Raw genomic sequence first — 14,006 nt, 5'->3', positions numbered from 1 at the left:
GTGATTTTCTGAGGAAAACGCAAGGAGGAACCACCAAGTGCTAGCACCGAAGGCAAGATGGAACATTGGAAATGCGGATGAAGCGCTTGTTGAAGAGTTTGTTCGAGAGCTGCAGTTGGATCCTTTAGTTGCCCGTATTCTAGTGTTGCGAGATATCCGCAATGTGTCTGAGGCTAAACAATTTATGCAAGGTGGCGTTGGCGATTACCACGATCCGTATTTATTGGACGGAATGTTGCCCGCTGTAGAGCGAATTCGCAAAGCGCTGCACAATAACGAATTAATTCGTGTTTACGGCGATTACGATGCAGATGGTGTCAGCAGTACGTCTTTAATGGCACATTTGTTGCAAGGATTAGGGGCCAATTTTGATACCTACATTCCTCATCGAATTCGCGAAGGGTATGGATTGAATCGTGCTGCAATGGACTTGGCGAAGGAGCAAGGTGTGCAGCTGCTAATCACCGTGGATACGGGAATTAGCGCTGTGCAAGAGATCGCCTATTGTCATGAAATCGGCTTGGATGTCATTGTGACGGATCATCATGAGCCGCCAGAAGTATTGCCTGATGCCTTAGCGGTCATCAATCCTAAGAAGCCTGGCTGTCCTTACCCTTACAAGCTGCTAGCAGGTGTAGGTGTTGCTTTTAAGCTTGCCCATGCGCTGCTAGAGCGGTTTCCAGAAGAGCTTCTAGAATTCGCTGCGCTTGGAACGGTAGCTGATCTTATGCCCCTCACGGGAGAGAATCGGCTGCTTGTGAAGATGGGCCTCGCTCGCATGCAAGATTCCAGCTATGTTGGATTTCGTTCCCTGATCGGTGTGTCTGGCATTGAAAGGAAAGAGATTACTGCCGGGCATATCGGCTTCTCGCTTGCTCCCAAAATTAATGCGAGTGGCCGGTTAGAAGCGGCTGATATTGCAGTAAAGCTCCTTACGACCACGGATGAAAAAGAAGCGGAGCAAATTGCCTTCGAATTGGATATGCTGAATAAGGAGCGTCAACAAATCGTCGAGGACATGGTCCAAGAAGCGTTCGCTATGGCTGAGGAACAGCGAGCGAAGGGTCTGGATAAAGTCATCGTCGTAGCGAAAGAAAACTGGAATGTAGGCGTCGTTGGGATTGTAGCTTCCAAGATTGTAGAGAAATTCTATCGACCAACGCTTGTGCTGAGCATTGATCCGCAGAAGGGCATGGCCAAAGGCTCTGCACGTTCGATAGCAGGCTTTGATCTGCACAAGGCGCTGACAGCTTGTAAGGATCTTCTTGACCACTATGGCGGGCATCAAGCTGCGGCTGGGATGAGCCTAGAGAGCGGTCATTTGGAAGCCTTCGCCATTCGATTAAATGAGCTGGCAGAAGCCACACTGACAGAGCAAGATTACATTCCCGTTTTAAAAGTAGATAATGCGTGCAGTCTTGTAGATGTCCCTATTACCAGCATTGAAGGGCTTGAATTGCTTGCCCCATTTGGGATGGGGAATCCTTCGCCGAAGTTCATGTTTACGGAATTAGGACTTGAGGATATTCGAACCATGGGGAAGGAAAAGCAGCATCTCAAGCTAGGGCTTTCACAAGCGAAGGATGAGGTCAGCTGTACGGTTGAAGCTGTAGGCTTTGGGAAAGGGAATTTAGCAGCGCTTATTGCACCATCAGCCAAAGTGGATGTCTTAGGTGAGCTGTCGATAAATGAGTGGAACGGTGTTCGAAAGCCGCAAATCATCATGCAGGATCTGCGTATCCCACATACGCAAGTATTCGATTGGCGAGGCACCGGGCAGTTGCATCTGAAGCTTGCAGCGCTTTCGGGCAACCTTTCTGGGGGACCTGCTGCGACACTGCGCTCACCAGGAGTTGTGCTCTTTGACGAGGCAGATGTAGTTCTGTATCAGCCTACAGCAGCTCAAGTCGGAGAACAGGTGCCTTATTGGATCGTGCAAGAAGACGGCCCTGTAAGGCCGGGGAATGAGGCAGCTGCTGCGATCGCGTTCGAGGAGCTGCAGGATGTCATTTTGTACACGTTGCCGCGTCGGATTGACAGCTTGATAGGGGTACTCCAACAGGCAAAGGGCATGATGCGATGCTATCCCGTTTTTGCAGAACTTGGGCAAGATAGTGGGAATACATTACCTTCCCGGGACATGTTCAAGATGCTCTATGCTACCCTGCAGAAGGAGAAATCGCTCCAACTGCAAGATACGAGAATGATGACGTCTTTTAGTAAACGTTCAGGTCTTTCCCTCGGCATGATTCATTTTATTATATCTGTCTTCGAAGAATTAGAATTTGTCGTAAAACATGATAATATGATTACATTGAGTGCCACTCCGGCCAAAAGAGATTTAACAACATCACGATTGTACCAGCATCGATTGCATCGTCAAGAAGTTGAAGCCATTGTCATGTACTCTTCAGCAAAAGAGCTGGAGCAATGGATCGCTGATCACATACTATAAAAAAGAGTTAACATTGGAGGAAATAATAATGAATTTCAAAGATTATATTCGCGTTATCCCGGACTTCCCACAGCCAGGTATTCGTTTCAAAGATATCACAACGCTGTTGCAGAATGGTCCTGTTTACAAAGAAGCGATCGAGCAAATGAAACAACTGATTCAAGACAAAGAAATCGACGTAATTGCTGGTCCAGAAGCACGTGGATTTGTGATTGGAGCTCCTCTAGCTACAGCATTAGGGGTAGGCTTTATTCCTATTCGTAAAAGCGGCAAATTGCCTGGTGAAACGATCGAAGCTGACTATGCGCTTGAATACGGCAAAGATAAGCTTGCGATGCACAAAGATGCCATTAAGCCTGGACAAAAAGTGCTGATTGCCGATGATTTGCTTGCAACAGGCGGCACGATTCAAACTTCCGTTGATTTGATCAAACAGCTTGGCGGAGAAATTGTTGGAGCTGCTTTCTTAATCGAGCTTACTTACTTAGATGGCCGCAGTAAATTTGATGGTTTTGATGTTGTATCTCTTGTTCAATATTAAGATAGGGTTGGAGAATCGAAGGTTCGTTATTCGATTCTCTTTTTCATAGCAATTTACGGAGTTTTCAGCATCAATGATGCATTTTGTCGAATGCTTGTACGCGAATAGTTGACGAGGGGCCTGACTAGCAGGCATAATGAATAAAAATCGACTAAAGGGAATGGGTAGATGCATGGGTATAGAGCAGCTGCTGGAAAAGGCCGCCACCTATCTGAAAGAGAATGATTTGCAGAGGATTCGGGAGGCCTATGAATTCGCGGACGAAGCCCATCATGGCCAAGTACGCAAATCAGGTGAGCCCTATATTCTGCATCCACTTGCTGTGGCAGATATATTGGTGAATATGCAGATGGATGTCACTTCGGTGATCGCTGCACTTCTGCATGATGTGGTTGAAGATACGACAGTTTCTTTGGAAACGGTTCTAGATAAATTCGGAAAAACGTGTGCAATGCTCGTTGATGGTTTGACGAAGCTGGAGCGCATTAAGTTCAAATCCAAAGAAGAGCAGCAGAATGAAAATTATCGCAAAATGTTCGTGGCTATGGCACAGGATATTCGCGTTATTTTGATTAAGCTGGCAGATCGTCTGCACAATATGCGGACATTAAAGTATCAATCAGAAGAAAGTCAACGCCGCATTGCGGAAGAAACGTTGGAAATTTTCTGTCCGATTGCTCATCGCCTGGGTATTTCCACGATCAAATGGGAGATGGAGGACATTGCCCTCCGTTATTTGAATCCGCAGCAATACTATCGGATCGTTAATCTCATGCAGAAGAAACGAACTGAGCGTGAGCAATATATTGAAGATGTCATTCACAGCATTAAAGAGAAATTGGATGAAATGGGGATTCAGGGAGATATTTCTGGAAGACCTAAGCATCTGTACAGTATTTACAAAAAAATGAGCTCCCGCGGCAAGCAATTCAACGAAATTTACGATCTTATGGCCCTGCGTGTCATTGTTGACGGCATTAAGGATTGCTATGCTTCTTTGGGAATCATTCATACATTATGGAAACCGATGCCTGGCCGCTTTAAGGATTATATTGCGATGCCAAAACCGAATATGTATCAATCGTTGCATACGACTGTGATTGGGCCGAAAGGTGAGCCGCTTGAGGTTCAGATTCGGACCTGGGAAATGCATCGGACATCCGAATTCGGGATCGCTGCACATTGGGCATACAAAGAAGGCGGTTCAGTTGTTCCATCCGGTACCTTCGAAGATAAGATGAGCTGGTTCCGCGAAATTCTGGAGCTTCAACATGAAACCAACGATGCGTCTGAATTCATGGAATCCATGAAGATGGATTTCTTCTCGGATCTTGTTTTCGTCTTTACGCCAAAAGGGGAAGTCATCGAGCTTCCGGCAGGGGCAGTTCCGTTGGATTTTGCTTATCGGATTCATACAGAGATTGGGAACCGTACCATTGGTGCCAAAGTCAATTCGCGGATTGTTCCGCTCGATCATAAGCTCAAAACCGGCGATATCATTGAAATTCTAACTTCCAAGCATTCCTATGGTCCAAGTCAGGATTGGATCAAGATCGCACAGTCCTCCCACGCACGCAGCAAGATTAAGCAATGGTTTAAGAAAGAGAAGCGTGAAGAGAACGTTGAAAAAGGGAAGGATATGATTGAACGTGAGCTTAAACGCTTAGCGATTGATCCTCCAACCTTAATGAGCGATGATAAAATGCTGGAAGCAGCGAAGAAGTTTAATTTTAGTGATATTGAAGACATGCTCTCAGCAGTGGGCTTTGGCGGCATTACAGCGGCTCAAATCTGTACGAAACTAACAGAGAAGCTGCGTAAGGAAGCAGAAGAAGCCCAAATGATTAAGTTGAGCAGCGAAGTGAAAGAAGTCAAAGCGCCAGCTTCTACGGAACGCAAGAGCCGTCCGACAAATGGCGTTCGCGTTAAAGGTGTAGATAACTTGCTTGTACGTTTTGCTCGATGCTGCAATCCAGTACCAGGGGATTTCATTATCGGTTATATTACACGTGGACGAGGCGTGTCTGTGCACCGTTCAGATTGTACCAACATTCCGACGAGCATGGGCGAAGAAGAACGGGTAATTGAAGTGGATTGGGCGGAAGCGGTTGAATCCAATTTCAATGTGGAGATTGAGATCACCGGTCATGATCGCCGCGGCTTCTTAAACGAAGTGCTCCAAGCTGTATCCGAGAGCAAGACGATGATTTCAGCTGTATCTGGACGTTCGGATAAGAACAAAATGGCTACGATCCATATGACGATTTTAATTAAAAATATCGATCATCTACAGTCTGTTGTAGAAAAAATAAAACGTGTCAAAGATATATATTCGGTTCAACGGATTATGCAGACCTAGCAAGAATAAGGGGATTTAAGAACGATGAGAGTAGTCGTACAGCGTTGCAAACGTGCCGAAGTAACCGTTGATGATCAAATCATCGGTCGAATTGGTCAGGGGCTAATGCTGCTAGTTGGCATTACGCATGAAGATACGGAACAAGATGCCAAGTATTTGGCAGATAAAGTGGCGGGTCTAAGAATTTTCGAAGATGAAACGGGGAAAATGAATCTTTCTGTCATCGAGACAGGAGGGGCCATTTTATCGGTGTCCCAATTCACACTGTACGGAGATTGTCGTAAAGGAAAGCGTCCGAATTTCATGTCAGCAGCACGACCTCAACAGGCGGAGCCGCTGTACCATCAATTCAATGCCATGCTCAGAGAGCAGGGTTTACAAGTTGAAACCGGCGCTTTCGGTGAAATGATGGATGTTTCCTTAACCAATTGGGGACCTGTTACGCTAATTATCGATAGCAAATAAGGGTTAATGCTTCGGATAGGGAGATAGACCGGTGGTTATACTACTAAAGTATAAACTAGCGGTTAGGAGCCTGCAGATGCGTCAATCCGTCAAAGAAAAAATGATGACTGCCCCCGTTCAGCAATTGTTCCATACCTCCATGGCAGAACGGATGAGTCAAGCTTCCGCACTCGCGGATGTTGAAATAAGTGCAGAATTCACTTCTGACCTTGAAAAAATGAAGAGTATACCCAAAAAATCTTATCGGTAATTCATAAAACCACGTGTGTGCTGTACGTCAGCCCTGCGTGGTTTTATTTGTGAAACGGGCATAATTTCTCTACCACTACAAAATGTGGTAAACTAGCCTATGGAATTATTGTATGACAAGCAGGAGATAAGGTGGGTGCTTACGTCGTAATGGCAAATTCAAATCGCAACAAATCCACATCCAAAGGATGGCTCTGGTTGATGGTGACCTTGATTGTACTTACGCTGCTGGCTGCAACGGCTGCTATGTATTATCAATATAATCACCACAAGGGCGCCAAAGGACATAGTGGGCAGCAAGAAGCCCTTGAAGAAGTGAAATCGGTAAAAAAGGCGAAAGACGCCTATGATGTCATTGTCGTTGGTACGGATCCAGAAGGCGTAGCGGCTGCGGTTTCCTCAGCACGGAATGGTTTGAGCACGTTGCTTGTTGACGGTCGAAATCGTGAGATTCTAGGCGGTTTAATGACGCTAGGCTGGATCAATTCTCTGGATATGAATTATTCCACAAGTAAAACCTTGCTGGGTAAGGATGATGTGTGGAACAAAGGTTATTTCTCGGAATGGTATGCCAAAACCGAAGGGGATTCCTTCGATGTTCATACAGCGGCGAATGCCTTCTATGACGCAGTAAAGAACGAAAAGAATATCGATGTTTTGATGAAAACGAAGAAGATTGAGCCGGTACTTTCGCAGAATAAAAATGCGGTGCAAGGCGCGACAATAACACTTGAAAATGGCAGTACCCAAGTTATTAAAGCGGCATCTGTTATCGATGCGACACAAGATGGTGATTTCGCAGCGGCAGCAGGGGTTCCTTTTACAATGGGGCATGAGGATATTGGGGATCCTAAGTCGAAGATGGCTGTTACACTTGCCTTTCGTTTGAAGAATGTTACGCCTGAGGTATGGAAGTTGATGGCTAATCGCTTGAACGGGGATGACAATCCAGGCACAGGTGTAACGGATGTCAGCGTGTTCGGATACAGTGAAATGAGCAATTATCCTGCCCTTAACAAGGATAGAGCCAAAATGAGAGGCCTCAACATGGGGCGGCAAAATGACAATACAGTGCTCATTAATGCTTTGCAAATTTTTGGTGTAGATACCTTTGATCCGAAATCGGTTCAAGAGGCATTTGATATTGGGAAAAAGGAGTTGCCTAATATCGTCGCTTATATGCAGAAAACGTTCCCTGAATTTTCTTCCATTGAGCTAGATGGCTCCGCACCTGAGTTGTATGTGAGGGAAACCCGTCACATGCAAGGGGAATACCGCTTGACGATCGTCGATGTTTGTACAAATGCGGATCAGTGGGATCGCATCGGCTTTGGATCTTATCCTGTCGATATTCAGCGTATCTCACCAACGGACTCCGGTAATGTGGTGTGTAAACCTAAGCAATACGCAGTTCCTTTCCGCAGCATCGTTCCACAGAAGATTGATGGTTTGCTCGTCGTTGGTAGAGCAGCTAGCTATGATACACTTCCGCATGGAAGCGCACGTGTTATGCCAACAGGCATGGCAGAAGGAGAGGCAGCAGGGGCGGCAGTGAGCTTGGCCAAAGCCGAGAAGATGACGTTCCGTCAACTTTCAGCGTCCAAAGATATGATCGCGAAGCTGCAAGCTCAGCTCAATAAACAAGGGATGGAAGTTCAGCCCATGACCATTAAGCCCCAATCTTTCATGGAGCATAAGGCCTACGAGGGTCTGAAATCAGCCATGATGCTTGGCTTGGCATCTGGTGCTTATGACAATAACTTCCGTCTAGATGACGCGGCTAATCCGAAGCGAATGGTCAACGTGGTTGGAGGGGCACGGAAGATGAAGCCGGAGGCATTTGCAGGCGATGTCAATCAAGCCATTGCGAAGCTGGATAACGCGGACAAAATTCCGCTTACCCTTGATCAAGCAAGCTATACGTTTGCGCAAGCACTTGGCATCAAAGCTACAGCGGTTGAAGCCCAAGCGAAGCTCATTGAGGCTAAACTGCTAACCGCAGCAACGGTTAACGGAATTGCTGATAAACAAAAATTAACCAATGGCGACACCTATATGTTGATTCGTGACGTTAAGCTCGGTTTAACAGGTAAGCCTTAAAGATGAACCAATAAAGAGCCTTATTGCCGCAATTGATGTGGCTGTAAGGCTCTTAGTTTGTAGTTGGCGCTGAGAAATAAGTTGAAGGCGGTTACAATTCTTAGTCTGCGTCAGCAGCTTCTTCGTCCGCTTCAGCTTCTGCGGATTCTTCAGCGTCTTCCTCATCCGCGGAATCTTCACTTTCAGCTTCCTCAGCTTCGACTTCTTCCTCATCAGCAGCTTCTTCTTCCTCTTCTTCTGACTCGTCAGAAGCATCCGTATCCGATTCTTCAATGGCCTCTTCTTCGGCTGCTTCTTCGTTAGCTACTTCATCGTCATCAGCTTCGGCTTCGGTTTCGGATTCCTCAGAGAAAAGCACCACGAGATCTTGTCGTTCCTCTTGAAACTCGTTTTGTAGTGTCATTGTTACAGCCTCCAGATGTAATATTCAAGGCCATCTGCCTTGTTGTACATGTATATGTGAAAATGGCGTGAATATACGAATGAAACGAAATGAAAATGCTTGAAATTAACCGAGATTTTGGCGTAATCAAACTGTAATACGAGCTTCATGTTCCTTTAATCTAAGATGGATATACTTATAGACGACCCCCTTTAAAATATAAACTTTTGAAAGCCTGCTGCCCCGTGCTGCAGGCTATTTTCTTTGAGTCGATGCGATCGACTTAATAGAGCGGAGCGCCGCCTTTTCTTGTGCTGTAACTCGAATTTTTCGAGTTACGGGAGCACCATCGCGATTTTCTAGTGCCGTAACTCGAATTTTTCGAGTTACGGGAGCACCATCGCGCATTTCTAGTGCCGTAACTCGAATTTTTCGAGTTACGGGAGCACCATCGCGATTTTCTAGTGCCGTAACTCGAATTTTTCGAGTTACGGGAGCACCATCGCGATTTTCTCGTGCTGTAACTCGAATTTCTCGAGTTACGGGAGCAGCATCGCGATTTTCTCGTGCCGTAACTCGAATTTTTCGAGTTACGGGAGCACCATCGCGATTTTCTTGTGCCGTAACTCGAATTTTTCGAGTTACGGGAGCACTTTCGCGCTCTTCTTGTGCCGTAACTCGAATTTTTCGAGTTACGGGAGCACCATCGCGTTTTTCTTGTGCTGTAACTCGAATTTTTCGAGTTACGGGAGCACCATCGCGATTTTCTAGTGCCGTAACTCGAATTTTTCGAGTTACAGGAGCACCATCGCGATTTTCTAGTGCTGTAACTCGAATTTTTCGAGTTACGGGAGCACCATCGCGCATTTCTTGTGCCGTAACTCGAATTTTTCGAGTTACGGGGATCAACTTCGCGATTTTCAGAAGAAAGCGCCGCCCTGCGGCCGTAAGTCATTTTTTCAACTAGCTAAAATGAATACCATGGCCCTTCCTTCGGCCAATTACATACAAAAAAACCGCCACAGCCTAAGCTGGACGGTTTGATAATTCAATTATTACAGAAGTGCATCTATAGAATAGTCGCCTGCACCGATTAATGCAACGCCAAGTGCAATGACAAGTAGGGCAAGATTATATTCATACCCATTGGAAGTTGCCCAATAACCGTTTTTGCCATGAACTTTAATAATCGCCATGATCATTGTAATAATAATAAGAGCCGCGCCAACTTCTGTCCATAAACCAGCGGCGAATAGTAGTCCACCACCTAATTCGATTAAACCAGCGACGACCGCCATCATGACGCCTGGTTTGATACCAATGGAATCGAAGAATCCGCCAGTTCCTTTTGGTCCATAACCACCGAACCAACCAAACAATTTCTGTGTACCATGTGCTGCCATCGTTAACCCAATCACTAAACGAATAATAAGAAGTCCTAAAGCCATCACTAACATCTCCCTTGTAAATATATTTTGTTTAACTACTTACTTTATGTTAGTATATTATTACGAAGCACTTACTTTTGTCAAGCGACTATGTTAAAATAGTTTTACAGAAGTGATTGCAGCAGTAACCTGCAAGAACTCGAAGGAGATGATTAAGATGGAAAACTATCAACTGTGTCCCAAATTCGAGCATGCATTCGAACTTCTGGGAAAACGTTGGACAGGACTTATTGTTAATGTGTTGCTATCTGGGCCTAAGCGGTTTAAAGATATCTCCGTATTAATCCCAAGTATGAGCGATCGGATGCTCTCCGAAAGATTCAAGGAATTAGAAGCTGCGGAGATTATTATTCGACATGTTTATCCAGAAACACCGGTAAGAATCGAATATGAGTTAACGCCAAAAGGTAAAGGACTTCGTCCTGTTATGGAAGAAGTGCAAAAATGGGCGGACTCTTTTAACTAATTATTAGGTGGTTGCACATTATAAGTATCCCATGTCTCTTGACTTTGCCCTTACCAATGTTTACAATAACCATAATGTAATTTGATATGATTGTGATCCATTGAAGGGACACAGTAATTCGCCCCCACATGTACAGAGAAGGAAGCCCAGGCTGCAAGCTTCCCATGATGAGTGAATGAACAGACCTCCCTGAGGACCAACTGGGAACAGAACATGGCAACATGAGCTAAGTAGCAGTTGTGCGAGTGGCGGGCGTTAACCGCAAAGAGCAGAATTGTTTTTGCTTGCGCAAGCGAGGAAGCAAGGGATGCTGAATGTGGGTGGTACCACGGGTGAATTTGATAAATCAAATCTCTCGTCCCTGACGTAAGTCGGGGGTGGGGGATTTTTTGCTTTTTCAATGAGCTTGTATTAGAGACAAAGGGAGGTTACTTAGATGAGTATTCAGAAGCCAAAAGGAACACAGGATCTACTTCCAGGCGAAGTGGAGAAATGGCAGTACCTTGAGTCAAAAGCGAGAGACTTGTGCCAGCGTTTTAATTACAAAGAGATCCGTTCGCCAATTTTCGAGAGCACTGAGCTTTTTTCGCGCGGAGTTGGTGAAACAACGGATATCGTCGAAAAAGAAATGTACACATTTCTGGATAAAGGCGATCGCAGCATGACGCTTCGTCCGGAAGGTACAGCTGGCGTCGTTAGAGCTTATGTAGAAAATAAACTTTACGGCATTCCTGATCTTACGAAGTTATTCTATGTGGGGCCAATGTTCCGCTACGAACAACCGCAAGCGGGGAGATACCGCCAGTTCCACCAGTTCGGTATTGAAGCTTTCGGATCGGTAGATCCAAGTATTGATGCTGAAGTGATTGCGCTGGGCTATACCTTCTACAAAGAAATTGGTCTCAAAGAAGTTACTGTGGAAGTTAACTCGGTGGGTACACCAGCAGTTAGAACAGCTTACCGCGAGCAGCTTCAGGCTTTCTTTGCTCCAGTGAAGGATCAGCTGTGTAAGGATTGTCAGTCGCGTTACGACCGTAATCCAATGCGTATTCTCGATTGCAAAATAGATCAAAAGCATGGCGTAGGCGCACCTGACATCCTTGAGTTCTTGGATGAAGAGTGCAGCACACACTTTGCGCAGGTGCAAGAGCACTTAACCGCGATGGAGATTCCATTCCGTATTAACCCTCGCTTGGTGCGTGGTCTGGATTACTACACACACACGGCGTTTGAATATAAAGCAGCTGGTATCGGTGCGATTGACACGATTGGTGGAGGCGGACGCTACAATGGTCTCGTCGAACAAATTGGTGGACATGGTACTGATCAGCCAGGTGTAGGCTTGGGTCTTGGCCTTGAGCGCATTCTGCTCGTACTACAAGCACAAGGTGTTGAAATTCCGAAGCCTGAGCCGCTCGATGTGTACCTGATTGGACTTGGAGAAGCAGCGGAGAAAGAAGTTACGAAGCTTCTACACCAACTGCGTGTACAAGGCTTGAAAGCAGAGAAGGACTATCAGGGCCGCAAGATGAAGGCTCAAATGAAGTCCGCTGATCGTTTCCAAGCAACGTATGTAGCCATTCTTGGTGATGATGAGTTAGCACGCGGCGAAATTACGCTGAAGAAGATGGAAACAGGGAACCAAATCACAGTAAGTTTAGTGGATCTTGCCTCACAAGCTGCAAAGACACTATTCGAATAGATAGCAACATCATTCATAAAACTTCGAGGAGGCAACAACAATTATGATGCTCAAAACACATCATTGCGGGCAGCTAACAAAAGCCCATGTAGGCGAAACAGTAATACTTAATGGGTGGGTACAAGTAAGACGCGATTTTGGCGGCCTTCTTTTCATCGACCTACGTGATCGCAGCGGTATCATCCAAACGGTATTTAATCCTGAGTTCTCAGGGGATGCTCTGGCTATTGCAGATCGTGCACGTAATGAGTACGTGCTTGCCGTGAAAGGGAAAGTTGTTGAGCGTGATGCTGAGACCGTCAACAAGAATATCCCAACAGGTGAAATCGAAGTTCAAGTAACCGAAATTGAAATCATGAATGCGGCGAAAACACCTCCGTTCTTCATCGAAGATGGCGTGGAAGTGGATGAAGCGGTTCGTTTGAAATATCGTTACCTTGACCTGCGTCGTCCAGAGATGCAACGTACGTTGATGCTGCGTTCCAAAGCGTCCAACATCTTCCGTAATTTCTTGGATTCCCAAGGCTTTATTGACGTGGAAACACCGATTTTGACGAAAAGTACACCAGAAGGCGCGCGTGATTACTTGGTACCGAGCCGCGTGCATCCAGGCGAGTTCTTTGCACTTCCGCAATCCCCGCAAATCTTTAAACAATTGTTGATGGTTAGTGGTCTTGAGCGTTACTACCAAATCGCTCGTTGTTTCCGCGACGAAGACCTTCGTGCAGACCGTCAACCTGAGTTCACGCAAGTCGACATCGAGACGTCTTTCTTGTCCCAGGATCAGCTTCTTGAGATTCTTGAAGAGCTTGTTGTGAAATTGATGAAAGAAACAGCGAATGTTGATATCCCTCGTCCGTTCCAACGCATTACGCATGCCGATGCGATGGCGAAATACGGTTCCGATAAGCCGGATCTTCGTTTTGGACTTGAGCTGCAAGATGTATCGGATATCGTGTCCACATCCGGCGTTCAAGTATTTGCTAACGTTGTAAAAGGCGGCGGCCAAGTAAAAGCTCTTAATGCTAAGGGCTGTGGCACTTGGAGCCGTAAAGAAATTGACGACTTGCTGCCATTCGCAGCGCGTTATGGGGCAAAAGGTCTTGCTTGGATTCAAGTGAAAGACGGCGAGTTCAAAGGACCAATCGTGAAGTTCTTCAACGAAGCTGAAATCGCATCATTGACAGAACGTTTAGGCGCTGAAGAGGGAGATCTTCTTCTATTCTCTGCTGATAAAAAGAAAGTCGTTGCTGATGTACTAGGTAACCTTCGTCTGAAAATCGGTCGTCAACTTGGCCTAATCGATGACTCCGTATTCAAATATGCATGGGTTGTAGACTTCCCACTTCTTGGGTATGACGAAGATGCGAAACGTTATGTAGCGGAACACCATCCGTTCACACGTCCAAATGAAGACGACATTCATTTCTTCGATACAGATCCAGGTCAAATTCGTGCGCAAGCTTACGACCTAGTCTTGAACGGCTATGAAGTAGGCGGTGGATCCATGCGGATTTACCAACGTGATGTGCAAGAGAAAATGTTCGCAGCGCTAGGCTTCTCCAAAGAAGAAGCGTATGAGCAATTCGGCTTCTTGCTGGAAGCATTTGAATACGGTACGCCTCCACACGGTGGCTTTGCCTTTGGATTTGACCGTTTGGTGATGTTAATCACAGGCCGTACGAACCTAAGAGAAACGATCGCATTCCCGAAAACAGCTAGTGCAACAGACTTGTTGATGGACGCTCCGGGAACAGTTGATGATAAACAACTAGAACAACTATCGATTCGCTTAGCGCTTAAGCAGCCTGCTGCGAAAGCCTAAGAACTTTGAAGAGG

General features: G+C 45.9%; 12 protein-coding genes. 9 read left to right on the top strand and 3 right to left on the bottom strand.

The features are described from left to right. The first annotated feature begins 37 nt into the window (after positions 1 to 37). The 6 genes from recJ to AC58QT_RS11960 all read left to right on the top strand — a co-directional run bounded on the left by recJ (position 38) and on the right by AC58QT_RS11960 (position 8,169). A complete protein-coding gene (gene recJ, locus AC58QT_RS11985) occupies positions 38 to 2,455 on the top strand; it encodes a single-stranded-DNA-specific exonuclease RecJ (protein ID WP_497409172.1) in 2,418 nt (805 codons plus the stop codon). 28 nt (positions 2,456 to 2,483) lie between these two features. Further along, positions 2,484 to 2,996, top strand: coding sequence for an adenine phosphoribosyltransferase (locus AC58QT_RS11980; RefSeq protein ID WP_497285610.1), 513 nt, complete (start codon positions 2,484 to 2,486; stop codon positions 2,994 to 2,996). Positions 2,997 to 3,168: 172 nt separating this feature from the next. Further along, complete coding sequence (locus AC58QT_RS11975; RefSeq protein WP_310502880.1) at positions 3,169 to 5,355, top strand: RelA/SpoT family protein; 2,187 nt, start codon at positions 3,169 to 3,171, stop codon at positions 5,353 to 5,355. 24 nt (positions 5,356 to 5,379) lie between these two features. Beyond that, a complete protein-coding gene (gene dtd, locus AC58QT_RS11970) occupies positions 5,380 to 5,820 on the top strand; it encodes a D-aminoacyl-tRNA deacylase (protein WP_310502854.1) in 441 nt (146 codons plus the stop codon). A 31-nt stretch (positions 5,821 to 5,851) separates the two neighbouring features. Then, positions 5,852 to 6,070: a hypothetical protein gene (locus AC58QT_RS11965; protein WP_497409171.1), complete on the top strand. Its 219-nt coding sequence runs from the start codon at positions 5,852 to 5,854 to the stop codon at positions 6,068 to 6,070. Between the two features lie 149 nt (positions 6,071 to 6,219). Then, a complete protein-coding gene (locus tag AC58QT_RS11960) occupies positions 6,220 to 8,169 on the top strand; it encodes an FAD-dependent oxidoreductase (RefSeq protein WP_497409170.1) in 1,950 nt (649 codons plus the stop codon). Between the two features lie 100 nt (positions 8,170 to 8,269). Here AC58QT_RS11960 and AC58QT_RS11955 read toward each other — a convergent pair whose 3' ends face one another. The 3 genes from AC58QT_RS11955 to AC58QT_RS11945 all read right to left on the bottom strand — a co-directional run bounded on the left by AC58QT_RS11955 (position 8,270) and on the right by AC58QT_RS11945 (position 10,008). Further along, positions 8,270 to 8,572 carry a hypothetical protein gene (locus AC58QT_RS11955; RefSeq protein ID WP_497409169.1) on the bottom strand — a complete coding sequence of 101 codons (303 nt, stop codon included), beginning with the start codon at positions 8,570 to 8,572 and terminating at the stop codon, positions 8,270 to 8,272. Between the two features lie 234 nt (positions 8,573 to 8,806). After that, positions 8,807 to 9,460: a hypothetical protein gene (locus AC58QT_RS11950; RefSeq protein WP_497409168.1), complete on the bottom strand. Its 654-nt coding sequence runs from the start codon at positions 9,458 to 9,460 to the stop codon at positions 8,807 to 8,809. Between the two features lie 146 nt (positions 9,461 to 9,606). Then, positions 9,607 to 10,008 (bottom strand): DoxX family protein, encoded by a 402-nt coding sequence (locus AC58QT_RS11945; RefSeq protein WP_497409167.1) that lies wholly within the window; start codon positions 10,006 to 10,008, stop codon positions 9,607 to 9,609. 148 nt (positions 10,009 to 10,156) lie between these two features. Here AC58QT_RS11945 and AC58QT_RS11940 point away from each other — a divergent pair, with 148 nt between their 5' ends. The 3 genes from AC58QT_RS11940 to aspS all read left to right on the top strand — a co-directional run bounded on the left by AC58QT_RS11940 (position 10,157) and on the right by aspS (position 13,992). Next, a complete protein-coding gene (locus tag AC58QT_RS11940) occupies positions 10,157 to 10,465 on the top strand; it encodes a winged helix-turn-helix transcriptional regulator (protein WP_310502749.1) in 309 nt (102 codons plus the stop codon). A 436-nt stretch (positions 10,466 to 10,901) separates the two neighbouring features. Further along, positions 10,902 to 12,167 carry a histidine--tRNA ligase gene (gene hisS, locus AC58QT_RS11935; RefSeq protein WP_497409166.1) on the top strand — a complete coding sequence of 422 codons (1,266 nt, stop codon included), beginning with the start codon at positions 10,902 to 10,904 and terminating at the stop codon, positions 12,165 to 12,167. A gap of 43 nt (positions 12,168 to 12,210) precedes the next feature. Next, positions 12,211 to 13,992, top strand: a complete 1,782-nt coding sequence (gene aspS / locus AC58QT_RS11930; RefSeq protein ID WP_310502747.1) for an aspartate--tRNA ligase — start codon at positions 12,211 to 12,213, stop codon at positions 13,990 to 13,992. Positions 13,993 to 14,006: the final 14 nt, after the last annotated feature.

Source organism: Paenibacillus sp. J31R109, from assembly GCF_059692055.1.
This window is presented reverse-complemented; position numbering and strand designations above follow the sequence as displayed.

Bases quoted from the DNA above. Each gene is read 5' to 3' on its own strand.
- AC58QT_RS11940 (WP_310502749.1), top strand. From the start codon at position 10,157: ATGGAAAACTATCAACTGTGTCCCAAATTCGAGCATGCATTCGAACTT.
- AC58QT_RS11975 (WP_310502880.1), top strand. From the start codon at position 3,169: ATGGGTATAGAGCAGCTGCTGGAAAAGGCCGCCACCTATCTGAAAGAG.
- AC58QT_RS11955 (WP_497409169.1), bottom strand. From the start codon at position 8,572: ATGACACTACAAAACGAGTTTCAAGAGGAACGACAAGATCTCGTGGTG.
- AC58QT_RS11960 (WP_497409170.1), top strand. From the start codon at position 6,220: ATGGCAAATTCAAATCGCAACAAATCCACATCCAAAGGATGGCTCTGG.
- dtd (WP_310502854.1), top strand. From the start codon at position 5,380: ATGAGAGTAGTCGTACAGCGTTGCAAACGTGCCGAAGTAACCGTTGAT.
- aspS (WP_310502747.1), top strand. From the start codon at position 12,211: ATGATGCTCAAAACACATCATTGCGGGCAGCTAACAAAAGCCCATGTA.
- AC58QT_RS11945 (WP_497409167.1), bottom strand. From the start codon at position 10,008: ATGTTAGTGATGGCTTTAGGACTTCTTATTATTCGTTTAGTGATTGGG.
- AC58QT_RS11980 (WP_497285610.1), top strand. From the start codon at position 2,484: ATGAATTTCAAAGATTATATTCGCGTTATCCCGGACTTCCCACAGCCA.
- hisS (WP_497409166.1), top strand. From the start codon at position 10,902: ATGAGTATTCAGAAGCCAAAAGGAACACAGGATCTACTTCCAGGCGAA.